General features: G+C 65.0%; 24 protein-coding genes. 8 read left to right on the top strand and 16 right to left on the bottom strand.

From position 1 onward, the window contains the following. The first annotated feature begins 13 nt into the window (after nucleotides 1–13). Nucleotides 14–1,108 carry a histidinol-phosphate transaminase gene (locus IVB54_RS04100; protein WP_026232497.1) on the top strand — a complete coding sequence of 365 codons (1,095 nt, stop codon included), beginning with the start codon at nucleotides 14–16 and terminating at the stop codon, nucleotides 1,106–1,108. Next, nucleotides 1,105–2,043: a prephenate/arogenate dehydrogenase family protein gene (locus tag IVB54_RS04095; protein ID WP_018453262.1), complete on the top strand. Its 939-nt coding sequence runs from the start codon at nucleotides 1,105–1,107 to the stop codon at nucleotides 2,041–2,043. The genes IVB54_RS04100 and IVB54_RS04095 overlap by 4 nt, the downstream gene beginning before the upstream one ends. A 114-nt stretch (nucleotides 2,044–2,157) precedes the next feature. Here the strand turns inward: IVB54_RS04095 and IVB54_RS04090 are convergent, their stop codons facing one another. From IVB54_RS04090 to IVB54_RS04070, 5 genes are all read right to left on the bottom strand, one after another. Beyond that, entirely contained in the window at nucleotides 2,158–2,811 is a 654-nt protein-coding gene (locus IVB54_RS04090) for a hypothetical protein (protein ID WP_245288367.1), read from the bottom strand. 5 nt (nucleotides 2,812–2,816) lie between these two features. Continuing rightward, entirely contained in the window at nucleotides 2,817–3,512 is a 696-nt protein-coding gene (locus IVB54_RS04085; RefSeq protein ID WP_240543318.1) for a hypothetical protein, read from the bottom strand. A 299-nt stretch (nucleotides 3,513–3,811) separates the two neighbouring features. After that, the gene (locus IVB54_RS04080; RefSeq protein ID WP_018453261.1) at nucleotides 3,812–4,039 is read right to left on the bottom strand and encodes a hypothetical protein; all 228 of its coding nucleotides are present in this window, start codon (nucleotides 4,037–4,039) and stop codon (nucleotides 3,812–3,814) included. A 190-nt stretch (nucleotides 4,040–4,229) separates the two neighbouring features. After that, the gene (locus tag IVB54_RS04075) at nucleotides 4,230–5,573 is read right to left on the bottom strand and encodes a GDSL-type esterase/lipase family protein (RefSeq protein WP_247299294.1); all 1,344 of its coding nucleotides are present in this window, start codon (nucleotides 5,571–5,573) and stop codon (nucleotides 4,230–4,232) included. A gap of 242 nt (nucleotides 5,574–5,815) precedes the next feature. Continuing rightward, nucleotides 5,816–7,000, bottom strand: a complete 1,185-nt coding sequence (locus tag IVB54_RS04070; protein ID WP_018453259.1) for a DUF2125 domain-containing protein — start codon at nucleotides 6,998–7,000, stop codon at nucleotides 5,816–5,818. A gap of 110 nt (nucleotides 7,001–7,110) precedes the next feature. Between IVB54_RS04070 and IVB54_RS04065 the strand changes: the two genes are divergently transcribed. Next, entirely contained in the window at nucleotides 7,111–7,722 is a 612-nt protein-coding gene (locus IVB54_RS04065; RefSeq protein ID WP_018453258.1) for a gamma-glutamylcyclotransferase, read from the top strand. Here the strand turns inward: IVB54_RS04065 and IVB54_RS04060 are convergent. The 4 genes from IVB54_RS04060 to ftsE form a co-directional block, all read right to left on the bottom strand. Next, nucleotides 7,719–8,492, bottom strand: coding sequence for a lysophospholipid acyltransferase family protein (locus tag IVB54_RS04060; RefSeq protein WP_085361285.1), 774 nt, complete (start codon nucleotides 8,490–8,492; stop codon nucleotides 7,719–7,721). The two genes, IVB54_RS04065 and IVB54_RS04060, sit on opposite strands and share 4 nt — an antisense overlap. Nucleotides 8,493–8,525: 33 nt before the next feature. Next, a complete protein-coding gene (locus tag IVB54_RS04055) occupies nucleotides 8,526–9,230 on the bottom strand; it encodes a YdcF family protein (RefSeq protein ID WP_018453256.1) in 705 nt (234 codons plus the stop codon). Between the two features lie 277 nt (nucleotides 9,231–9,507). Next, the gene (locus IVB54_RS04050; RefSeq protein WP_007597308.1) at nucleotides 9,508–10,476 is read right to left on the bottom strand and encodes an ABC transporter permease; all 969 of its coding nucleotides are present in this window, start codon (nucleotides 10,474–10,476) and stop codon (nucleotides 9,508–9,510) included. Beyond that, nucleotides 10,469–11,128, bottom strand: coding sequence for a cell division ATP-binding protein FtsE (gene ftsE, locus IVB54_RS04045; protein WP_008135325.1), 660 nt, complete (start codon nucleotides 11,126–11,128; stop codon nucleotides 10,469–10,471). Before ftsE ends, IVB54_RS04050 begins: the two co-directional genes overlap by 8 nt. 191 nt (nucleotides 11,129–11,319) lie before the next feature. Here ftsE and IVB54_RS04040 point away from each other — a divergent pair, with 191 nt between their 5' ends. After that, on the top strand, nucleotides 11,320–12,192 hold the full coding sequence (locus IVB54_RS04040; protein ID WP_026232495.1) for an MJ0042-type zinc finger domain-containing protein: 873 nt from the start codon (nucleotides 11,320–11,322) through the stop codon (nucleotides 12,190–12,192). Nucleotides 12,193–12,251: 59 nt separating this feature from the next. Beyond that, nucleotides 12,252–12,626, top strand: a complete 375-nt coding sequence (locus IVB54_RS04035; RefSeq protein ID WP_018453253.1) for a response regulator — start codon at nucleotides 12,252–12,254, stop codon at nucleotides 12,624–12,626. Nucleotides 12,627–12,761: 135 nt separating this feature from the next. Here the strand turns inward: IVB54_RS04035 and IVB54_RS04030 are convergent, their stop codons facing one another. Both IVB54_RS04030 and IVB54_RS04025 read right to left on the bottom strand, forming a co-directional pair. Continuing rightward, the gene (locus IVB54_RS04030) at nucleotides 12,762–13,925 is read right to left on the bottom strand and encodes a DUF4175 family protein (protein WP_085350740.1); all 1,164 of its coding nucleotides are present in this window, start codon (nucleotides 13,923–13,925) and stop codon (nucleotides 12,762–12,764) included. Continuing rightward, a complete protein-coding gene (locus IVB54_RS04025; RefSeq protein ID WP_018453251.1) occupies nucleotides 13,913–15,859 on the bottom strand; it encodes a TIGR02302 family protein in 1,947 nt (648 codons plus the stop codon). Before IVB54_RS04025 ends, IVB54_RS04030 begins: the two co-directional genes overlap by 13 nt. A gap of 166 nt (nucleotides 15,860–16,025) precedes the next feature. On the opposite strand from IVB54_RS04025, the gene IVB54_RS04020 reads away from it, so the two are divergent. Continuing rightward, entirely contained in the window at nucleotides 16,026–16,409 is a 384-nt protein-coding gene (locus IVB54_RS04020; protein ID WP_007597318.1) for a carboxymuconolactone decarboxylase family protein, read from the top strand. A gap of 217 nt (nucleotides 16,410–16,626) precedes the next feature. Beyond that, on the top strand, nucleotides 16,627–17,523 hold the full coding sequence (locus IVB54_RS04015; RefSeq protein ID WP_018453250.1) for an NAD(P)-dependent oxidoreductase: 897 nt from the start codon (nucleotides 16,627–16,629) through the stop codon (nucleotides 17,521–17,523). A 400-nt stretch (nucleotides 17,524–17,923) separates the two neighbouring features. On the opposite strand, the gene IVB54_RS04010 is transcribed toward IVB54_RS04015, so the two are convergent. Together IVB54_RS04010 and IVB54_RS04005 are read right to left on the bottom strand one after the other, a co-directional pair. Next, nucleotides 17,924–18,250 (bottom strand): DUF1330 domain-containing protein, encoded by a 327-nt coding sequence (locus IVB54_RS04010; RefSeq protein WP_018453248.1) that lies wholly within the window; start codon nucleotides 18,248–18,250, stop codon nucleotides 17,924–17,926. A 131-nt stretch (nucleotides 18,251–18,381) separates the two neighbouring features. Then, the gene (locus IVB54_RS04005; protein ID WP_018453247.1) at nucleotides 18,382–19,080 is read right to left on the bottom strand and encodes a helix-turn-helix domain-containing protein; all 699 of its coding nucleotides are present in this window, start codon (nucleotides 19,078–19,080) and stop codon (nucleotides 18,382–18,384) included. A 182-nt stretch (nucleotides 19,081–19,262) separates the two neighbouring features. Between IVB54_RS04005 and IVB54_RS04000 the strand changes: the two genes are divergently transcribed. After that, nucleotides 19,263–19,781, top strand: coding sequence for an SRPBCC family protein (locus IVB54_RS04000; RefSeq protein ID WP_026232494.1), 519 nt, complete (start codon nucleotides 19,263–19,265; stop codon nucleotides 19,779–19,781). 56 nt (nucleotides 19,782–19,837) lie between these two features. Here the strand turns inward: IVB54_RS04000 and lysA are convergent, their stop codons facing one another. From lysA to argH, 3 genes are all read right to left on the bottom strand, one after another. Continuing rightward, nucleotides 19,838–21,103: a diaminopimelate decarboxylase gene (lysA, locus tag IVB54_RS03995; RefSeq protein ID WP_247777077.1), complete on the bottom strand. Its 1,266-nt coding sequence runs from the start codon at nucleotides 21,101–21,103 to the stop codon at nucleotides 19,838–19,840. Between the two features lie 23 nt (nucleotides 21,104–21,126). Next, nucleotides 21,127–21,417, bottom strand: a complete 291-nt coding sequence (locus IVB54_RS03990; RefSeq protein ID WP_007615309.1) for a lipoprotein — start codon at nucleotides 21,415–21,417, stop codon at nucleotides 21,127–21,129. A gap of 94 nt (nucleotides 21,418–21,511) precedes the next feature. Beyond that, the gene (argH, locus tag IVB54_RS03985; RefSeq protein ID WP_018453243.1) at nucleotides 21,512–22,909 is read right to left on the bottom strand and encodes an argininosuccinate lyase; all 1,398 of its coding nucleotides are present in this window, start codon (nucleotides 22,907–22,909) and stop codon (nucleotides 21,512–21,514) included. Nucleotides 22,910–22,959 lie beyond the last annotated feature (50 nt).

The following is a 22,959-nucleotide window of genomic DNA, read 5'->3' as shown; positions in this document are numbered from 1 at the left end:
TCCGGAGTTGAAGATGTCCCGCCCCGTGCCGAATCCCGGCATTCTCGATATTGCGCCCTACACGCCCGGCAAGACCCCGGTGGCAGAGCCTGGCCGCAAGGTGTTCAAGCTCTCGGCCAACGAGACGCCGTTCGGGCCCTCGCCGAAGGCGATCGAGGCGTTCAAGCAGGTGGCGGATCATCTGGAAGACTATCCGGAAGGAACCTCGCGCGTGCTGCGCGAAGCAATCGGGCGCACCTTCGGGCTCGATCCCAACCGCGTCATCTGCGGCGCCGGCTCGGACGAGATCCTCAACCTGCTCGCCCACACCTATCTCAGCCACGGTGACGAGGCGATCTCGACCACGCACGGCTTTCTGGTCTATCCGATCGCGACCATGGCGGTCGGCGCGAAGAATGTCATCGCGGCCGAGAAGAACCTCACCTGCGATGTCGACGCCATCCTCAAGGCGGTGACGCCGAAGACAAAGCTGGTCTGGCTCGCCAACCCCAACAATCCGACCGGCACCTATGTGCCGTTCGACGAGGTCAAGCGCCTGCGCGCCGGCCTGCCCTCGCACGTGCTGCTGGTGCTGGACGCAGCCTATTGCGACTACGTCTCGCGCAACGATTACGAGATGGGGATCGAGCTGGTCGCGACCACCGAAAACACGGTGGTGACCCACACCTTCTCCAAGATCCATGGTCTTGCGGCGCTGCGCATCGGCTGGATGTTCGGCCCCGAGCACATCATCGACGCGGTCAACCGCATCCGGGGTCCCTTCAACGTGTCGACGCCGGCCATGTACGCCGCCGTTGCCGCGATCGAGGACACAGCGCACCAGGCCATGTCGAAGCATTTCACCGAGACCTGGCGCAACTGGCTCGCCGAGGAGATCGGCAAGCTCGGGCTGAAGGTGACGCCGAGCGTCGCCAATTTCGTGCTGATCCACTTCCCGACCGAGGGCAAGACCTCGGACGCAGCCGACGCCTTCCTCACCAAGCGCGGGCTGGTGCTGCGCGGCTTGAAGAACTACGGCCTGCCGCATTCGCTGCGCATGACCATCGGCACCGAGGAGGCCAACCGCCTCGTCGTCGAGGGCCTGCGCGACTTCATGGCCGGACGATGAGCGCGACCCCGCACTTCCAGCGCGTCGCGCTGATCGGCTTCGGCCTGATCGGGGGCTCGATCGCACGCGCCGCGAAGCTCCAGGGTCTGGCTTCCGAGATCGTCACCACCGCGCGCTCGGAGAAGACGCGCGCACGCGTGATGGAGCTCGGCATCGTCGATCAGGTCGTCGCGACCAATGCGGAAGCCGTGAAGGACGCCGATCTCGTCATCCTCTGCATTCCCGTCGGCGCCTGCGGCCCGGTGGCGCAGGAGATCTCCGCGCATCTCAAACCCGGCGCGATCATCTCCGACGTCGGCTCGGTCAAGGGCGCCATCGTCAGGGATATGGCGCCGCACCTGCCGGAAGGCGTCCATTTCGTGCCGGCGCATCCCGTCGCAGGCACCGAGCATTCGGGTCCCGATTCCGGCTTCGCCGAGCTCTTCATCAACCGCTGGTGCATCCTCACCCCGCCGGAGGGCGTTGATGCGGCTGCCACCGATCGCCTGCGCGCGTTCTGGGCGGCGATGGGTGCCAAGGTCGAGATCATGACGCCGGATCATCATGATCTCGTGCTCGCGATCACCAGCCATCTGCCGCATCTGATCGCCTACACCATCGTCGGCACCGCCGACGAGCTGGCGCAGGTGACGGAGTCAGAGGTCATCAAGTTCTCCGCCGGCGGCTTTCGCGACTTCACGCGCATCGCCGCCTCCGATCCGACGATGTGGCGCGACGTCTTCCTCGCCAACAAGGAAGCCGTGCTGGAGATGCTCGGCACCTTCACTGAGGATCTGGCAAAGCTCACCCGCGCAATCCGCCGCGGCGATGGCGAGGCGCTGTTCGACCACTTCACCCGCACCCGCGCCATCCGCCGCGGCATTGTCGAAATCGGCCAGGATTCGGCCGCGCCCGATTTCGGCCGGCCGCATGCGCAGCTCGGCAACAAGCCGTAGCACCGAAGTGGCCCGGATGGAGCGCAGGCGTAATCCGGGACTTCCGTCGCTTGAGGCAGGATTCCCGGATCGCGCTTCTCTCCATCCGGGCTACGAGCCTGCGTGGCTCCGTGACTAGAATGGGTAGTACCGGATCTGCGTCATGACGACGTTGTCGTCGGTCTTCGGCGCGCCGCCGACGCCGGCGAACGCGAACCGTTGCGTGTAGGAATATTGCAGGCCGGCTTTGAGCGTGCCGAAATTGCCTTGGTAGATGGTGTCGTAGATCCCGGCCGTGATCTGCCGAACCTCCCTGGTGTTGCCGTTGCAGGTCGCGCCCGCCGAGTTTTCGGTGAAGCAGCCGGTGTTGTTGTAGAGCGGATTGCCGTAGCCGAACGGCACCGTTCCAACATTGGCGAAATTCGCCTTGGCCTTTTCGAGGCCTGCATAGGAGTAGACATCGAGGCTGGGCGTCGCGTGCCAGATCAGGCCGACGGCGGCCGCCGTGATCGTCAGCGGGAGGAGGGTGCCGTCCTGCGCCACCGCCGCGTCGGCGAACGGTGTTGCCGTGAAGCGGCCCAGCACGCCGTGCGAGCCATAGAGCTGAAGATCGAGGGTTTTCGGAATCAGCTCGACGAAGATGTGTCCGCCGAAGCTTCCGGTGTCGTAGGGGTGGTTGGCGTTGTTGAAACGGTCGAACAGCTGGCGGTAGAGCGCCCACCCCTCGACATGCAACTTATAGGGCCCGAGCCTTGGGTCCCAGGCGGCCTTGACCGTGACGTCGGGCACCTGATTCAGGCAAGAAATCCCGGAACGGATTCGAAGTCGATCACGCCGGGCGCATCGACGCCACGAGGATCGATGCCGGACTTGGTCGGCGCGTTCAGCGACCAGGATTGCCCGGCGAGGAAGTGAAGACCGAGATCGCTGCGGTCCAGTTCCAGGCTGAGCTGCCGCATGCGCGGATTGAACGAGTTGGTCGCAACCGAGCTCGCCGTCTGAGCCGCACCTTCGAAATCGATCTCGCCATAACCCGCGAGGTGCGTGTCGGCATCGGCATTGCCCTCGGCCAGCACCGAGAACCTGCTCTGGCGTGCCGAGAAGCGCGTTTCCGGGATGTTGAAGTTGCGGCTCTGCTGATAGGGGATGAAGTTGTAGACCGAGCCGGTATCGGAAGCGAGATTCCGCGAGCGGTAGACGCCGGTGAGATCGACCCAGCCACCGAAGGTCAACGTCACGCCCTTGTAGCAGACCTTGCCGGCCGCACATGGATCGGCGGCGAGCGCCTTGTAACTTGCTGGTAACTGAACGGCCTTCGCCTGCGCTTCACCCTGTCGCGTCTTGCGCGCCTCGGAGTCCACGCGCTGCTGGAGCTCCTTCAGCTTCGCCTTCAGCGAGTGGATTTCGGTTGTGACATTGTCGTCGGCATGCGCCTGCCCTGAACAGGCAGCGAGAATACCCAGCATCAGTCCGCAATTGATGATCCGCATTTGAAGCTTCCTCCATTTGGGAAGCGGATTGGATTCCGCGCGCCATCTCCGGCGCATGCATGCTTCCCTGGTGTGGAGTGATTTGAATGCGGCTGCGGTTATTCGCGGCGCCGTGCATCTTGTGCATCACGTTTTCCTGACGATCCTGTTCGGAATATTTTCGTTGGCTGTCGATCCGCACGCGCGACTGTCGCGATTGTCCAAGGCAACTTTTCGAGGCCTCGTTCAAGGCAACGCGCATTGGGCCCGGCCGGGACATGACCGGGCCCAGTTCGCGACGGGCAAGTGGTGGATGGCGGCTATTTGCCCTTGGTCGCGCGCATCACCATTGGGCGCGGTGATTTCGGCGAGGGGACGAAGGCCATCGTCTCCCGCGTCGTCGGATTCGAGACGTTGCGATCACCGTTCGGATACATCGAGGCGTATGCTGCCGGCTCCTGCAACTGCCATTGCCACTGCGCAAACGCGGGCGTCGCGAGCGTGGTCGAGATGGCGATACCGGCAATGAACAGCCTGGACTTGGTCATGATATCTCTCCTGCCTGGGCGACCGCATCATCGTGCGGCCGACATGGAGAGAGAGCGGAGTTTGCGGCTCGGCATTCCCGGCCGGTCATCACGATCCGGCGAAGCGGCCGTGAGTTCAGCTCGTAACCCGCATGGAGGGAGTTACGACAGCTGAGGGCGATGAATGGAGAGAGGAGACTCTGAATCCATCCTACTGCTTCGCGCTACGGCTAATCTTTCCCGGCTTGAACAGCTCGAGGTCGATGGCCTGTCCCATCGCCAGATATCCGGTGCGGTTGGGATGAAGCTTGTCGCCGGCGCCACCAGTCGTGCTTTCGGGAACGAACTCCGGCTTGAGGCCACCCGAGGCCGGATCGAGCGTCGCCCGATCAAAATCGATTACACCGTCGAATGTCCCCGAGCTACGGATGAATGCGTTGAGCGCCTTGCGCTTGTCATCCTGCTCGGGAAAACCATGTGCCGCGCTGGTGCTACCCAATGCCGAAACGACGGTGGCGCCGATGATCCGGGCTTGCGGCCATTTCGCACGTAGCCTCGCGACACGATCCTTCATCGCGGCGATGACTTGGTCGGCGGTAAAATTGCCGTTCTTGCTGAAATCGTTGATACCTTCCAGCCAGATCAGGCTCGATATGCCGGACAGCGACAGCACGTCACGCTCGAGCCGCTGGCCCGAAGCGGGGCCGCCCGCGTACGGTTTGTCGGGACCATATTCGGCCGGGCCTGCGATTTGGTTGCCACCGATGCCGCCATTCACTACGGCAACCTTGTTGCCGTAGACTGCCTTCAGGCGACGCGACAGCACGTTGGGCCAGCGATCGTCGCCATTCATGGTTGAGGCGGTCCCGTCGGTAATCGAATCCCCAAACGCCATGATGGCGAAGGCATCGGCAGGCGCAGTCATCTCGATCGCATCGAGGAAGAACCATGACGCAGTCGCATAGGGGAAGGAAGCCTCGTCTTCCAGGGCGCCCTTCGCGCCGGCGCCGGGCGCACTGACATAGGAGGTGGTCAGCGCTTTGGCGTGCCAGGTCATCGGGCCGCTCTGGCCGGCGACATGAAAACTGACCGCAAGCCGGCGGCCGGCGAGGTCATCGGGGCGCTTTGCAAACGGCAGCGCGATCGCATCGCTCCAGACCGAATTCCCCGGCGACACCGTAACGGAAGCCGTGCCGGCGAACGTAACCGGAATGTTGGAGCCGCGGATCAACGCGGCACTGCCCGACTGCAGGCCGACGTAAACGCCGTCAAACGTGACGGGTTTGGTGCCGAAGGCGTTGCTGAGCCGGATGCGGGCCTGACGGCCCCAGATATCCGGCCGCACGATCAGGCGAAAGGTCTGGTCCCGCGCACCGGCCGCAGGCTCGGGAAACGCGAATTTCTGTTCGGGCTGGGCTGACGGATTGCCGACGGGGTATGGGCCCTGAACCGCGCCCGTCCAGGACACCACCCAATGTTCGCTATCCTTTGCGGTTGCGGTCTGAAGCGAGGCAACGAGCAGCGATGCTGCCACGAGACAATTCAACGCGCGCATTGTTTCCCCCGAACCCCAGATAATTTGGGCGCGGCCTTAGAGCCGTCAGTTGGTCTTCAATAGGGCGGCAGAACGCTACCTGTCCAGACGCACTGTCGCACTCCTCGCCCGACGCAGGAGAGGACCTCGCAGGTTGCGTCACCGGCGCCGACAAGAAGCTCTTCGCAGAAACGATCTGTTCACAGTTTCGAACGCATCAGACGGACCGAGCTGTCCGCCCGGCAGGTTTATGAATTCACGACCTAATACAGCGGCGGGATCTGGCCGACCTTGACCGGGCCGAGCAGCACGGCGCCGTCGACGAACTTCAGCGGGAAGCTGCGAGCCTTCTTGCCTTCCAGCGTGCTCTCGGTGCCGATCGAATTGATGCCGGCGGCAACGCCTGCATTGGCGTTCTGCTTGATGACCTTGCCGAGGCCGGGAACGGCACGGTCGAGCGCACCGAACAGATTGTTGAGGTCCTGCGACTTCACGCCGGGCGCGACGCGATCGAGGGTCGCCTGCGGCACCCCCTCCTGCAGCATCTTCTCGATGCCGAGCGCGGGGATCACGCGCTCCAGGCCCGTCACGGTCATCTGCAATTCGCCATCGAGGCGGCCGTTTGCCGAGAGCCCGAGCGTGCCGGCCGCAACCGCGATCATCTCGCCCTGCTGGATGCGGGACTGCACGATCTCGATATGGCCGCCGGCGGCCTGGATCTCGCGGAAGCGCTGCGGCCACGGCTTTGGCGTGAGATCGGACAGTCCGGTGATCTTCGCCCGCGTGTCGGCCTCGAACGGCTCGGCGAGCAGCGGATGAACGCCCTGGACGCTGCCCTGCGCGATCTGGAGCACGGTCTCGATCACGGGATGATCGGACGGAGATCCATCCGCAAGGCGTCCATGCAGCTCGACCTGTTTTGCGCGCGCGAGCGGCACCTGCATGCTGCCGTCGACACGATTGACGGTCGGCTCCTCGAACACGATGGAAGCGCGCTCCGGCACGGCGGGCAGGCCGACCACACTGCTGCGACCCTTGCTCCAGTTCACCACGAAGGTGCTCTGCGTGACGCCGTCAGTGAGCGTCGCGGGTGCGGTAAATTCGGCGATGACGCGCTTGGGATCGTAGACTTGGGCGACGACCAGGATGTTGTCGAGCTTCGCCGTGAACGGCGTCTTGCTGGCGTTCTGCGACACCAGGGCGACGCTGGCGCCCGAACACCGGACCTCGAAGCGGAAGGGGAAGCCCGCGATCGAGCGCTTGGCGCAATCATAGACGCGGCCGGATTTGGCCTCCTGCGCGCGCCAGGCATCGGCGGCGATTTCGGCCTGCGACGCCGCATAGAACCAGAAGCAGCTCCACGCCACCGCGAGGATCAGGAGGATGACAGGGGCGATGAAAAGGCCCCAGCGGGAGCGCCGGCGTGCGGCAACGGTCATATCGGACATGCGGCGACCCTTTGACCCCTGATTTTGTCAAATGTAAGCGAGGTTGGCGTGCTCCGAAAGGCGGAGAATTCGCTTCGCTTGGGAGCGCGGTTCTGGTAGCCGTGCCCGAAATGTCGGAAATCACCCTCCCCTCCGTCACCACAGCCAAAGGCGACCTCTGGGTGTTCGGCTACGGCTCGCTGATGTGGCGGCCGGGTTTCGAATTCGAGGAGCGCGTCCCCGCGCGGCTGGTCGGCGAGCACCGCGCGCTCTGTGTCTATTCCTTCGTCCACCGTGGCACGCCGGAGAAGCCGGGTCTGGTGCTCGGCCTCGACCGCGGCGGCGCCTGCCGCGGCATCGCCTTCCGCGTCGCCGAAAAGAACCGCGCCGACGTCGTCGCCTATCTGCGCGCGCGCGAGCAGGTGACGTCGGTCTATCGCGAAGTCATGCGCTCGGTGTGGCTGGAGAACGATGCGCGGCAGCGCGTCTCCGCGCTCGCCTATGTCGTCGACCGCGGCCATGTGCAATATGCCGGTCGGCTGTCGCTCACCGACCAGCATCGCCACGTGCTCCAGGGCCACGGCCAGTCCGGCGCCAACCGCGACTACGTGACTGCGACGGTGAAGGCGATCGAGGCCGAAGGCTTTCGCGATGCGCAGCTGCATCAGCTTGCCATGATGCTGCATGGTGATGCGCATTCTCCGCACGCGCCGGCTCCGGCGGACGATCGGGAAAACCGCTAGCTCTCCAACGGCGCATAGCTCGGCGCCGAGCCGATCAGCTGCTCCTGCTCCTTGCGGCCCGCTTCGACGAGGCGACCGGTCGCGTCTTCGATCACCGTTTGCACACGGGAGAGATACTCGTCCTTGGGCAAGCCCGGCGGCAGCGGATCGAGGAATTCCACCACCAGCGTGCCGGGATAGCGCATGAAGGTGCGGCGCGGCCAGAACAGGCCGGAATTGAGCGCGATCGGCAGGCACGGCGCGCCGCAGGACGAATAGATCTGCGCGAAGCCGCTCTTGTAGTCCGGTGGCGCGCCCGGGGCGCGGCGCGTGCCTTCGGGAAAGATCACGAGCTGCCCGCCGCTGCGCACCGCCTCCCGCGCCCGCCGCGTCATGTCCAGCAGCGCCTTGACGCCGGCATTGCGGTCGATCGCGATCATCCCGGTCTTGACCAGGAACTGGCCGAACACCGGGATCTGCATGAGCTGACGCTTGAGGATGAAAATCGGACGGTCGAAGAAGCCCGGCAAGACGAACGTCTCCCAGAACGACTGGTGCTTCGCCACAACGACCAATGGTCCCCTCGGGATCTTTTCGAGGCCGCGGAATTCCACCTTGATGTTGCAGACAGCCCGCATCAGAAACAGCGTCGCCTTTGCCCACCATTGCGCGACCGTGAGCATGGCGCGCGGCGGCAATGCGAAGGTCGGCAGCGCCACGATCGCGAGGCACACCAGCACGGTGTAGAACAGCACGTTGAACACGAGCGATCGCAGGAAAATCAAGAACATCGAGGATCCGATCAATTGCCGATCAGTTGCCGATCAATTGGCCTGTGCGGTGGCGGGCCGCTTCGCCTGCAGCCCGGAAGGCTGCTCCGACATCTCGGGCGAAAGGTCAATCCCGAAATCCTCCAGCCGCACCCTGACCTCCGCCGCGATATACTTGACATATTCCGACAGCAGCAGCCGCAAAGTGGACGCCGAGGTCCACCACGGCTCGTCGCGCCATTTGTCGCCGACCACCACGAACGGGATCAGTGTCGCCTCCGGCATCGCATGCGAGAATTCCACCAGCGCGCGCGGCATATGATAGTTCGAGGTGACCACGATCAGCGATTTGAAGCCGCGTCCCGCGGCCCAGCGCCGCGCTTCCGCGGCATTGCCGCGGGTCGAGACCGCGGTGCGGTCGAGATCGACGCAGCAACGCATGAAAGACTGGTTCTCCGGCAGCGTCCGGGAGATGTCGCTCGCCGTCGAGGTCGGGTGTACGCCGGAGATCAGGAGCCTCCTGCCGTAGCCGGCAGCGAGCAGCTCCATCGCATCCGACACCCGCGAGGAGCCGCCGGTGAGCACCACGATGCCGTCCGCCTTGCGGTCCGGCGCGATCTCGGCGCCGCGCAATTGCGACAGAAACGCAATAAAGCCCGCCGCCGCGCCGACGAAGGCGAGCGCAATCGTCGACATCACGGCCGCGCGCAGCCACCCGCGCGGCAGTTTCGGCGATCGATCGGCGGTCGGCGCGCTCATGCGATGTCGGTGATCCCTTCCCAGAGGTGATTTTAGGACGTTTTGAGGCGAAGTGGAGTCCGGTTTGTCGGCCTCAAACTATGTGGCGAAGCGCTGGGGCCGCGAACCAGCTTTCCCCTCTCCCCTTGTGGGAGAGGGTGGCTCGCCGCGATAGCGGCGAGACGGGTGAGGGGTATGTCTCCGCGAACTCGCCTCGACGTTCGTGCACGTGGATAGAACCCCTCATCCGGCGCTTCGCGCCACCTTCTCCCACAAGGGGAGAAGGAAGAAAACCATCTCAATCGACATCATTCAGCGTCGCGAACAGCGTCTGGCGCGAGGCGACCGCGGTGATGGCGCCGATCAGCACGGCCTGCACCGCGAGCACGATGTAGCCGGATGGCCGCAGCGAGAAGGTGCCGAGCAGCGCGGCGAACTGGTCGCCGACGGGAGTGCCCGAAAACCAGCCTGCAATCGACTCGGAGAAGCCGAACACCAGCATGGCGGCGCCGCCGCCGATCACGCCGCCCTCCAGCCCCAGCCTGAGGAAATGACGCAGGAAGCGGTTGGCGATGTAGCGGTCGCCGGCGCCGACGAAATGCAGCACCTCGACGATCGGACGGTTCGCCGCCATGGCGCCGCGGGTTGCGAACGACACCGAGATGATGGTGGCGACGATGACGAGCGCGAGGATGCCGAGACCGGCGAGCACGGTGGCGTTGGTCATCGAGCGCATGCGCTCGATCCAGGCGCGGTGATCGTCGACGCTGGCGCTTGGCGCCACCTGGGTCACGCGGGCGCGCAAGGCGCCGAGATCGAGCGCCGTGCCGGGCTGCACGCGCGCGATGATCATGCGCGGGACCGGCAGATCGTCCATCGACAGCCCGGTGCCGAGCCAGGGCTCGAGTAGCTTGCCGCTCTCGTCCTTCGTGAACGGCTTGACCTCGACGATGCCGGCTTGCGCGCGCATGGCCTCGGTCACCGCCGCGGTGTCGCGTTCGAGATCGCGGCCCGTCTGCGGCCGGACCTGAATGGTGATCTCGCTCGCGACATCCGACTGCCATTCGGCGGCGGAGGCGCTCACCAGCAGCACCGTGCCGGTCGTCATCGAGGCCAGGAAGGTCATGATGGCGACAACGGCGACCAGCGCGCGGCCGTGGATCGAGGCGCGCGGCACGATCGGCGACATATTGCGCGCCCGGGCCGGAAGCGGCGGCCCCTCCTGCCCGAGATCGACCAGCACGCCGCGCTCGTCGGGCCTATTCATAGACGTGCAGCCGTCCTTGGTGCAGCACGAAGCGTCGCGCCTCGTACTGGTCCATCAGGGCGATATCGTGGGTGGCGATGATGACGGCGGTGCCTGACTTGTTGAGCTCGATGAACAGCCGCAGCAGGCGGCGGCCGAGCGTCGGATCGACGCTGCCGGTTGGCTCGTCGGCCAGCAGCAGCTGCGGCCGCGAGATCACGGCGCGCGCGATTGCCGCGCGCTGCTTTTCGCCGCCGGACAGGATCGGCGGCAGCGCGTCCATGCGCTCGCCGAGCCCAACCCATTTCAGGAGATCGATGACCTCCTTGCGGTAGCTCGATTCGCTGCGGCCCATCACGCGGAACGGCAGCGCCACGTTTTCATAGGTCGTCATGTGATCGAGCAGGCGGAAATCCTGGAGCACGATGCCGATGCGCTTGCGCAAGTCTGCGATCTCGTCCTTGCCGAGCTGCGAGATGTCGTGACCGAACAAGTTGACGAGCCCCCGCGTCGGGCGATGCGAGAGGAACAACAGGCGCAGCAACGAGGTCTTGCCGGCGCCGGACGGGCCGGTGAGGAACTGGAAGGAATGCGCCGGGATCTGGAAGTTGAGGTCGCGCAGGACCTCGGGCCCCAGGCCGTAACGCAATCCGACATTTTCGAACCGAACCAAGCTCAGCTCCGTTCGAGAGAGGCCGCGGGCCGCACGGCTGTGCTCCGCCACACGCGATCCGCGGGTTTTGCGGCCGTTATGGTTTCCGGTTCGTTAACGGTCGTCCTGTAGCATAATTGGTAGCATCTTTCCGTCTCGGTTCTCCACGACCGTGTCACGATCAAGACTTGTCCATGCATCAAGGCTCGTCCATGCATATCGTCTGCCCTCATTGTACGACATCCTACGCCATCAAGCCCGCGAGCCTTGGGGCGAACGGCCGGACCGTGCGCTGTTCCCGTTGCAAGGAAACGTGGGTCGCCCATGCCGAGGATGCCATCGAGGAGGCATCTGTGCCGGCCATGGCCGCGGCCAGCCGGGCCGACGACCAGGCCGATCTCGCCGAGCAATGGAACTCCTATGCCCAGGACGACGGAGCCGCTGACGCGCCTGTCGTTGACAGCCCCTCGATCGCCAGCGACTGGCCGGACCAGGAAGCCGCCGACACCGAGGACGAATGGTCCGCGGCCGCCCGATCCGTTGAGGAGGAAGTCGGCGGCGAACAGCACCAGTCCTGGTTCCGTGGCCTGTTCGGCCGTCGCCGCGGCGCGCGAGTGCGCCGTCCGGCGGCCCCGCGAAAATCCCATTTCGGCCTGCCGACCGCCTGCGCCGCCATGGGCGCGCTGGTCCTGGCGCTGGTGATCTGGCGCGGAGACATGGTGCGGCTGCTGCCGCAGACGGCAGCCTTCTACAGGATGGTCGGCCTTGAAGTTAACCTGCGCGCACTCGCCTTCAAGGACGTCAAGCTCTCCAGCGAGACAGTAGACGGTAAGCAGGTGCTGGTGATCGAGGGCGTGATCGTGGGACAGGGCAAGAAGCCGCTCGACATTCCCCGCTTGCGCTTCGCAGTGCGCGACGCGCAAGGCGCGGAAATCTACGCCTGGAACGCCGTTCTGGAACAGACCGTATTACAGCCCGGCGAGCGCGCCTTCTTCCGCTCGCGCCTGGCCTCGCCGCCGCCGGAGGGCCGCAATATCGACGTTCGCTTCTTCAACCGGCGCGACATCGCCGGCGGCAGCGTATAATCGATTTCGCAGGTCTCGCAGGCAAAGTTGGTGGCGAGATTGATCCCAAGGTTGGTCTCATGTCCAAGATCCTGATCGCCGACGACGAGGATTCGATGCGCCAGCTGGTGGCGCGCGCCATCGCCATGGACGGCCACGAGATCGTCACCGCGCAAGACGGCGCCGAGGCGCTGGAGATCCTCACGCGCGCGGACGGCAGGTTCGACCTGCTGCTCACCGACATCCAGATGCCGGTGATGGACGGCATCGCGCTGGCGCTTTCCGTCGCACGCGATTTCCCCGATTTGACCATTCTGCTGATGACCGGCTTTGCCGACCAGCGCGAGCGCGCCTCGAACCTCAATGCGCTGGTGCATGACGTCGTGACCAAGCCGTTCTCGGTCGCCGACATCCGCACGGCGGTGGCGGACGCGCTGGCGGCGAAGAAGGGGTAGCGGCGTCGGGGCGCCACGTATTCCGCTGTCATGCCCCGGCTTGACCGGGGCATCCAGTAGCCGCAGCCTCTCGATTGAATCACAACCGTGTCGGAGTACTGGATCGCCCGGTCAAGCCGGGCAATGACAGAGAACTCAAAAATCCTTCAGCAGCCGCTCGATGTAATCGAGCTCGATCTGCGGGCGCGAGCTGTCCCCCAAGCGGCGGCGGAGCTCCTCGAGGATGCGGCGGACGCGCTGGGCGTCGATCTCGCCGGGGATCTTGACCGTGTAGTCGTCGCTCAGATCGCGGCCGTGAAGTGGGCGACCGAGCGGATCGGTCTGATTGCCGCCGCTCTGCTGACGACCGGGCCGGTTGCCGGGGCCATCGCCCTGCCCGTCGCCATCGCCCTGCTGCATCGCCTCGGCCATCTTCTGCGCGCCCTTGCGCAAGGCCTCGAGAGCTTTCCCCTGCGAGTCCACGGCACCATCCGAATTGCCTTCGCCGAGCTGCGAGCCGGCATCGCCCATGGCCCCGTCGGCGGCGTCCAGACTGCCGTCGTCATCGCCCTGGTCACCGTCCTGATCGCCATCCTGGCCCGGCTGTCCCTGCTCGCCCTGCTGACCCTTTTGCCCCTTCTGGCCCTGGCTCTTCTGGCCCTTTTGCCCCTTCTGCGTGAGGCCGCGCTTGGCGAGCTCGTCCTGCAGCTTCTTCAGGCGGTCGCGCAGCGACTGCTGATCCTGCTGGAGATCCGACATCGACTGGTCGCCCTGCTGCTTGCCGCGCGAGCGCTCACGCCGGGAATCCTGCCCCTGCTTGAAAGTCTTGTCGCGCAATTGCTGCTGCTTGCGGATCATGTCGCTGAGCTCGTTGAGCGCCTGCTCCATGTCGCTGTCGCCGGATTGCCCGGGCTGCGCCATCTGGAGGTTTTCCATGATCTGCGCGAGCTGCTCGAGCAGGCGCTGGGCCGCCTCGCGATTGCCTTCCTTCGCGGCCTTCTCGATCTGCTTCAACAGCTCGTCGAGATCGCGCTGCGTGATGACGGAACGATCGCGATTGGAGGATTGGCTCTTTTCCGTCGCGCGCTTGTAGTCCTCGAGCTTCTGAATCGCATCGGATTGATTGTTCAGGCTCCGTCCGGACTCCTTTTGCCTGAGGCTGTCGCCGGACTCCTGCATCGCCTTTTCCGCGCTATCGAGCAGCGCATCGGGATCCTGGTCCTGCTGGGCCGAGACGGCAGCGGGGAAGCCTCCCAGGAGGAGGGCAAGACAGGCGATCGAGATCGCCTTCACGACTGGCACGCGCGCTAGCTTCCGCATTTCCGGTCCCGCGTAAACTGATTGGCGCCGTCCTCGCCCCCCTTCGCCCGGCTGTTCGCCGACTTCCGATAGGCCTGCAGCTGCTGGCGCAAGACGTCCTGCTGCTGCGCCAGCTCTTCGAGCTGCTCGGGCTTGGCATGCTGGGTCTTCTGTCGCAGCTCGACCGCCTTGTCGAGGATGAGCTGAACCTCTGCCGGGAAAGGCTGCCGGGGTCCAAGCGGATTCTGCTCGGCGCGCCGGGCGAGATCGCGCACCTTGCCGGCCATCGCCTCGCGAAGCTTTTGCGTCAGCGCTTTGATCTCGTCCTCGCTGGCGCCGCGTTCCAGCGCCCGCTTGAGCGCGTCCTGAGCCGAGCGCAGCGCGGCGTTGACGCTGCCGGCGACACCGTCGTCCTCGATGGTGACCGCGAACGCCCACATGCTTCCCACTACATCGCGCAGCGCGTCGTCGGTGCGGGCGGCTTCCAGCTGCAGCGCCAGACTGCGCAGGCCGAGATAGCAGCCCGCATCCGGCGTGAACAATTCGGGTGCGATCATCAGCGCGTCGAGGGCGGCGTAGACATCCGAATTCTTGTTGGCGTCGAGCGCCAGGATGCGGCGCTGCTCGACCAGCGCGCGCGCGAGCAAGTTGGTGAACAGCCGCTCGGGCAGGCGCATGTTGAAGGGCTCGCTCTTGGCCTCGTTGCCGGCCTCGTCCTTGGCGGTGAGGGTCAGCGTGACATCGGCACCGGCATAGGGATCCTCGCTGAGGTCCTTCACCGTCTGACCGACGCCGTTGCGGGTGCGCGCATTCGGCAGCACGAGCGGGAATTGCGGCGGCTGGAATAGCGGCCGCGCGGCGGCCTTGGTGTCGGCCTCCTTGCTGCCATCCTTGACACCATCTTTGGTATCGGCGGCACGCAGGCCGATTTGCGCATCGGCGCCGGTGACGCCGTAATCGTCCTCGATCTTGTAGGTGAGCTGGAGTCCGCCACGGGCCTGGCGCTCGGGATCCTTGGCCAGCGCGATCGTCGGCGCGCGGTCCGGCGTTGCCGCAAACGCCCATTGCGGCTGGCCGGAGGGCGCGCGGACATGCGCGGTGCCGTCGCCGCTGATGGCAAAATGCTTCTCGTTGGTGCCCTTGGGCGCGGCTTCGGTGGGCGCTACTTCCTTGAGGCCGCCGGAGACGACAACATCAAGGCTGCCGCCGGAGGAGCGAACGATCAGGGTCGAGCCGGCGGGAACGGCAAGCGGACCGCTGGCCGGCAGCGCGGCGGCCTCCTTGTTCGCGGCCGACAGAATGACCGGCGGCTTGCCGGTGTAGAGCGGCGGCGTGACCCAGGCATCGACGCGAACATTCGTCGGGGCCAGCACGCCGTTCCAGTGGAAGGCGGCCCCGAGCCGCATCGCACGCTCGTCGCCGGCAGCGAAGAAGGTCGCAACCAGCATCACCATGACCAGCGCGCGCAGCGCCCAGGGATCATGCAGAGCGAGCCGGGGCTTCGGCAGACCGGCGCGGATGCGCTTGATCGAAGCCAGCGTGCGCTCACGCTGCGCCCGCCACAAGGCCTGCGCAACCGGGTCCTGCGAGCTCAGCGTGTCCGTCAGCGTGGTGGCCGGCCGGTGACGGATGCCGGAGCCGCGGTCGAGTCGGGCCAGCGCCTCCTCGCGGCTCGGCCAGCGGAAGCGACTCAACGGGAACAGGGTGACAATCGCGACGCCGGCGAAAACGACGAGACCGATGGCGCGGGCAATGGACGGCAGCGCCAGCCAGAGGCCGGCCCAGGACACCACCAGGAACAGACCGACGACGGTGAGAAGCCGCGCCAAATTTGGCCAGGCACGCTCCCACGCGATGGCATAAGTGGCCCGCTGCAGGGCTTGCGCCAGCTTCAGCCGCGACAGAGCGTCGCCATCGCGGATCGGGTCTGACGGGTCGGGGGTGACGCCGTTCAATCAACTCTCCAGGTTGCCCGGTAGAGAAGCGTACCACAACGGCAGCACTGAGGCATCCGTTCCTGTACGGGAGACACCCCTTTTCCCGCATAACACGAGGACGTGACTGGCCCGCCGCAACCCCGTAATTTCCGCGCCGACAGCCAAGGAAAACAAAGGAAACACCATGGACAAGAAGATGCACGACAAGGGCCTGGAAGTCCGCAAAGCAGTGTTGGGCGAGGCCTATGTCAACAACGCCCTGAAGACCGTCGACGACTTCAACCGTCCGTTCCAGGAGATGCTCAACGAATATTGCTGGGGCACGGTGTGGGGCCGCGAGGAGCTGCCGCGCAAGACCCGCAGCATGCTCAACATCGCGATGATCGCGATCCTCAATCGTCAGCACGAATTCCGCGCGCATCTGAAGGGTGCACTCACCAACGGCGTCAGCCGCGACGAGATCCGCGAGATCCTGATGCAGGTCGCAATCTATGGCGGCATGCCGGCCGCGGTTGACAGTTTTCGAATCGCGCGCGAGGTGTTCGCGGAGATCGACGGCAAGGCGTGAGGGGTGCCGGCGTGAAGGACGGGGACGCGACGTCCCCATGTCGTCCTGGCGAAAGCCGGACCCATAGCCACTGGCAGGTGTGGTTACGGGCACTCGGAGTTGCCACTTCGCGCCAAAACGTCTCCCTGGGGTAATGGGTCCTGGCTTTCGCCAGGAAGACACCGAGGATGGATACGGGCCGATCAACAACAACGAATAATCACCACAAGGAAACACCATGGACATCGGATTCATCGGCCTCGGAAATATGGGTTTCCCGATGGCACGGCGGCTGATCGAGGCCGGCCACCGGCTCGTCGTATTCGACACGCGCCAGGAGGTCGTCGACAAGCTGGTGGCGCGCGGCGCCACTGCGGCGACGTCGCCGAAGGACGTCGCCGACCAGGTCGAGACCGTCATGGCGAGCCTGCCTTCGCTGCAGGCTTCGCTCGCGGTTGCGACGGGGCCGAACGGCGTGATCGAGGGAAGCCGCGTCAAACGCTTCGTCGATCTCTCCACCGTCGGCTCAGCGATGGCGGTGAAGATTCACGGCCTGCTCGCCAAGCATGACATCGTGCAGATCGATTGCCCAGTTTCCGGCGGCGTCGGCGGCGCCGAGAAAGGCACTCTCGCGGTAATGGTCTCGGGGCCGAAGACCGAGTTCGAGCTGCTCAAGCCCGCGCTCGACGTCATCGGGAAAGTGTTCTTCATTGGCGAGAAGCCCGGCGCGGCGCAGACCATGAAGCTCGCCAACAACTTCTTGTCGGCCACCGCGATCGTGGCGACCTCGGAAGCGGTGGTGATGGGCGTCAAGGCGGGGCTCGATCCCGCCGTGATGATCGACGTCATCAATGCCGGCTCCGGCATGAACACCGCGAGCCGCGACAAGTTTCCGCGCTCGGTGCTGCCGCGCAGCTTCGACTTCGGCTTCGCCACGGGATTGATGGTGAAGGACGTGCGGCTGGCGCTGGAGGAGATGAAGCAGCTCGGCCTGTCGATGGAGGTCGCGGAGGCGGTCTGCCGGTTGTGGGAGACGGTCATCAGCACGGAAGGCGCCGAGTCCGATTTCACCGCGGCGATCAAGCCGATCGAGAAGAGGGCGGGCGTTGTGGTGGGCGGCAGGCCACCCGGCTAGCGCCAACACGACAGCGCAGCGCCGACGACCGGCGCTGCGCTGTCCTCCTTGGATCGATCTGCTACGAGCGGCGTCTGCCAAGTTCCGGAAGGTCGATCGGCTGCTCCAGTTGCAGGGAGGCCGAGCCCCCGCTGCATTTGATATACTTCTCGTCGCACCTGCGCATGCACCGTCTCTCGCTCGAGCATTTCGCAGAGGTATTGTTGCAGCTGACCCACGTAATGTCGCACCGTGTGACCCGGGCCGACGCGACGCCGGAGAGTCCGAGCACGAAGGCCACGCTGCAAGCTACGAAAAGCATGCGAAGCAGGCCGGCGCCGGCGAGTGAATCGTTCATTCGATCTCCTGTGTTGGCCGGGCACGTCTGCGCCTGCGGCCGGGTTTTTGACGAAGACGCAGTTCAAGCCTTGGCGAGATAGGGGATCGTGCCGGCCAAGTCCGTATCGTCGATCAACTGGAAGCGGCTCTCGCTGCCGCCCCTGCGCGCTGCCGCGAATCGGCCGTAGGCGGGATCAGTAACGAAGGACTCCGCCGCTTTCGCCGTGGGAAAAGACATGATCGCGATCAGCGATGTGTCGAGAGGGGCACCTTCAAGAGTTTTCACATTGCCGCTGCGGGAAAGATACTTGCCGCCATGCTTGTGCACCAGCTCGTGGACGGACGCGGCGTAGTCCGGCACCCACTTTCCGTCAGTCACTTTGATGTCCGCGATCAGATACGCTGTCATGTCGTGTCTCCTGGCTCGAGTTCAGCTCCGCGTTGAAGGGCGGGCATCACTTGGTGCCAGAACACGGCGCGGACTTGCCAGTACGGGAACTGTAGCGGGGCGATACAAATACTGAATTGCGCCGCCCTGGATCAGCTCGCCAGCTTGCGTTCCTTGGCGAACGGGCTAAGGCCGAGCCAACTTTGCATGGCCGCGGCAAGCTGCCGATCGCCGGTGAGCAGCATCCGCCGGCTTGCGGCGGCCGCCCGCACGGAATCGAGTCCCATCCAGATCGCCGTCATGGTGCGCAGATCAACCGACACGTAAAGGTCAACGTCGAAACCGGGATCAATCGAGCAGAGGTCGACACTGTCGTCGGGATCGACGATCAGCCACCACAATCGCTGCGTCGAAGGTAATTCCGGATACGCGAACTGCAGCACGCTGCGGCGGGTCGGCATCGGCGTCGTGTTCAAATTCCGCCGCATGTCCCACATCAACAGCTGGACATCGAGATGCTGAAGCGACAGATCCGACTCGATGCGGCGCTGGCCCCAGATGCCGAACGCCTCGACGATGGGGCCGAGTTCGCGTCCGGAAGCGGTCAGCTGATACTCGATCACGCCGCGCTCGGAAGCCGACGGCTGGCGGATGATGATGCCTGCAGCTTCGAGTTCCTTGAGGCGCTGGGAAAGCAGCGCAGGCGACATGCGGGGAACGCCGCGGCGCAACTCGTTGAACCGGGTCGAGCCGGCGACGAGTTCACGTAGCAGCACGACGGTCCAGCGCGTGCACAATATCTCGGCCGCCATCGCGACCGGACAGAACTGCCTGTAGCTGCCGATGGTCATGCGGGCCTCCGTGACAAGCGAAGGCGCAACCTTAGGGCCGCGGCGCGCGGCTTCCTAGTTCAGTTTCTGTATCAGCAGCGATTCATTCTCTGAACTGGCCGCGGACCGTGGTGAGCGTCTATTCGACCGGCATTGGCAAGCCGGCCGCCGCAATCGCGGCCCGCCGGACACAGGAGATTACCATGAAGAAATACGATTCAACGGCTTCCAGATTGCTCGTTTCGGTTCGCAGCGCCGCGATTTGCACCCTCGGCCTGGGCGTCGGCGTCATGCCGGCGTCCGCAGCCAATCTGACGAGGAGCATCGAGGTCAGCAGTGCTGCGGCCGAGGTGTGGTCCGTCATCGGGCCGTTCTGCGCGATCAAGGATTGGCTGCCGCCGGTGGGGCAGTGCATTGCGGACGGCAAGTCGCCGCCAACCCGGACGCTCGTCACCAGGGACGGCAAGGCCTCGTTCGTGGAGACGCAGACTGCGCGGAACGACAAAGACTACAGCTATTCCTACGCGTTCCTGTCGAGCCCACTGCCGGTGAGCCAGTACAAGTCGACCATCAAGGTCACGGCAAAGGGTGAAGGCGCATCGGTGGTGACATGGACCGGCATCTACACGCCCGACCCGGGGCGGGAGAAGGAAGCGGTCGATGCCCTCGGCGGCGTCTATGATTCCGGCCTCGCCGCAATCAGGGACCGGTTCAAGAAGTAGGGTCAATGCAGCGATGGGCGCAGCGCTAGCTGCGCTCATCGTGGACAATCACAGCCTCATAGCCACGGCGCCGGCGTATCCATCGCGATCAATTGCTCGACCTCGATGCGCGGACGCACGACCGCGTACTGGTCGCCCTTCACCAGCACTTCGGGCACCAGCGGCCGCGTATTGTAGGTGCCGGCCTGCACTGCGCCGTAGGCGCCGGCGGTCATGATGGCGATGAGGTCGCCGGGCTTTGGCGTCGGTAGCGTGCGATCGAGTGCGAGATAGTCGCCGGTCTCGCAGACCGGGCCGACGACGTCGGCCATGATGGTCGCGGCCCCCGTCGCAGGCTGCGTCACCGGCAGAATGTCGTGATGGGCCTCGTACAGCGTCGGGCGGATCAGATCGTTCATGGCGGCGTCGATGATGACGAAATTCTTGCCGTCACCGTGCTTCACATAGATCACCTTGGCGACCAGGATGCCGGCATTGCCGACGATCATGCGGCCCGGTTCGAACATCAGCGTGCAGCCGAGATTGTGGCTGACGCGCTTGACCATCGCGGCATAGGCGTCGGGCGCCGGCGGCGCCTCGCGGTCCATGTAATAGGGAATGCCGAGACCGCCGCCGAAATCGACATGCGAGATGTTGTGGCCGTCGGCACGCAGCGTCTGCACGAATTCGGAGAGGATGCGGAACGCGATCTCCATCTTGGAGAGGTCGGTGATCTGGCTGCCGATATGCACGTCGGTGCCTGTGACCTCGATGCCCGCCAGCTTCGCGGCGCGGGCATAGACCTCGCGGGCATGCGCGATCGGGATGCCGAACTTGTTCTCGGACTTGCCGGTCGAAATCTTCGCATGCGTGCCGGCATCGACGTCAGGATTGACACGGATCGAGATCCGCGCGGTCTTCCCGGTCTCGGTCGCAAGGCGCGACAGCAGCTCGAGCTCGGGCTCGGATTCGACATTGAGGCAGAGGATGTCGGCCGCCAGCGCAGCGCGCAGCTCGGCTTCCGTCTTGCCGACGCCGGAGAACAGGATCTTGCTTGCTGGAATGCCGGCGGCCAGCGCGCGCTTCAATTCGCCGCCGGACACCACGTCCGCGCCGGCGCCGAGCCTGGCCAGCGTGCGCAGCACCGACTGGTTGGAATTTGCCTTCATGGCGTAGCAGACCAGCACCTTCTCGCCCGCGAAGGCGTCGGTGAAAACGCGATAGTGCCGCTCGAGCGTCGCGGTCGAATAGCAATAGAACGGCGTGCCGACGGTTGCAGCCAGCTCGGACAGGTTCACCGCCTCGGCGTGCAGCACGCCGTTGCGATAGTCAAAATGATTCATGGCGTTGGCTCAGTTGCCCCAGCCTATCGGCTGGGTCTTTCGTCCAGGAGCGGGTCGAGGATAAACGGTTTCTTCCTGCCCTTGGTCGCCGCCGGTGCGGCGTCCGCGCCATAGGTGGGGTTGAACACGCTCGGCGTCTTCTGGGCTTCGGTCTCGGTATCGGTCGGCGGCGCGACGTTGGCCGTTGACGCGCTGGAGGCGGTCGGCGGCAGATCCAGCGGGCCCTTGCGGCCACAGCCGGCAAGCGCGAGCGCCGTCAGGCTCAAGACAATGATGGCCCACCCCGAGCCGGCCGGGCGAAACTTTGACGTCACGACGAAATCCCCACTACGCGCGGCGCACCATACAGAGATTGGCGCGCTCTGGCGAGACCCGGATGACCATGAAACATAAGCGAAATTTTGCTCCTCAGCCCAATTTTCGCTCTTTTTCCAGCCGCTTCAGCCAGGCCTTGGCCTGCGATGCCACGTTCTTCGGCGCGGTACCGCCGAAACTGGTCCGGCTCTTCACCGACGATTCGACCGAGAGCACGCCAAGCACGTCTTTCGTGATCTTCGCTTCGATTGCCTGCATCTCCCTCAGCGGCAGCTCGTGCAGCGCCACGCCGCCCTCGGCGGCTTTCGCGACGATGCGGCCGGTGACGTGATGGGCCTCGCGGAACGGCATCTTCAGCGTCCGCACCAGCCAGTCGGCAAGATCGGTCGCGGTGGCGTAGCCCTCGCCTGCAGCAAGCTTCATCTTCGCTTCATCAGGCACGAGATCTCGGACCATGCCGGTCATGGCGCGGATCGCGAGCGACAGCGCGGCGAAGCCTTCCATGGCGCCCTGCTTGTCCTCTTGCATGTCCTTTTGATAGGCGAGCGGCAGGCCCTTCATGACGATCAGCAGCCCATTGAGCGCGCCGATGACGCGGCCGGTCTTGGCGCGCACCAGCTCGGCGGCGTCAGGATTGCGCTTCTGCGGCATGATCGAGGATCCCGTGGTGAACTTGTCGCTGAGGCGGATCATGCCGACCAGCGGCGAGGTCCAGATCACGATCTCCTCGGCAAAGCGCGACATGTGCACGGCGCAGATCGAGGCCGCCGACAGCGTCTCCAGCACGAAGTCGCGATCGGAGACCGCATCGAGCGAGTTCGCCATCGGACGGTCAAAACCGAGCGCCTTCGCCGTGGCGTGACGGTCGATCGGGAACGAGGTACCGGCGAGCGCTGCAGCTCCGAGCGGGGACTCATTCAGCCGCTTGCGCGCGTCCTGGAAACGGCCGCGATCGCGCGCGGCCATCTCGACATAGGCGAGCAGATGGTGGCCGAAGGTCACCGGCTGCGCGGTCTGCAGATGCGTGAAGCCCGGCATGACCGTTCCGGCGTGCTCCAGCGCGCGCTCGACCAGCGCCTGCTGGAACGCGGCGAGCGAGGCGTCGGTCTCATCGAGGACATCGCGGACATAGAGACGGAAATCGGTCGCGACCTGGTCGTTACGCGAGCGCGCGGTGTGCAAGCGGCCGGCGGCAGGGCCGATCAGCTCGGACAGGCGGCTCTCGACATTCATGTGAATGTCCTCGAGCGCGCGCTTGAATTCGAAGGCGCCCTTGCCGATCTCTGACAAAATCGTGTCTAGACCCTTGCCGATATTTTTCGCATCAGAGTCCGTGATGATGCCCTGCGCGGCCAGCATCGCGGCGTGGGCCTTGGACGCGGCAATGTCCTGGGCAAAGAGGTGACGATCGACGTCGATGGAGACGTTGATCTCTTCCATGATCTCGTCGGGACGTTCCGAGAACCGGCCGCCCCACATCTTGTTGCTCATGATCCCCTGCTCACGCCTTGCCTGTGGCCGCCGCACGTTTGCTGACGGCT

This window comes from Bradyrhizobium sp. CW1 (assembly GCF_023100665.1).
Taxonomy (GTDB): Bacteria; Pseudomonadota; Alphaproteobacteria; order Rhizobiales; family Xanthobacteraceae; genus Bradyrhizobium; species Bradyrhizobium canariense_D.
This window is presented reverse-complemented; position numbering and strand designations above follow the sequence as displayed.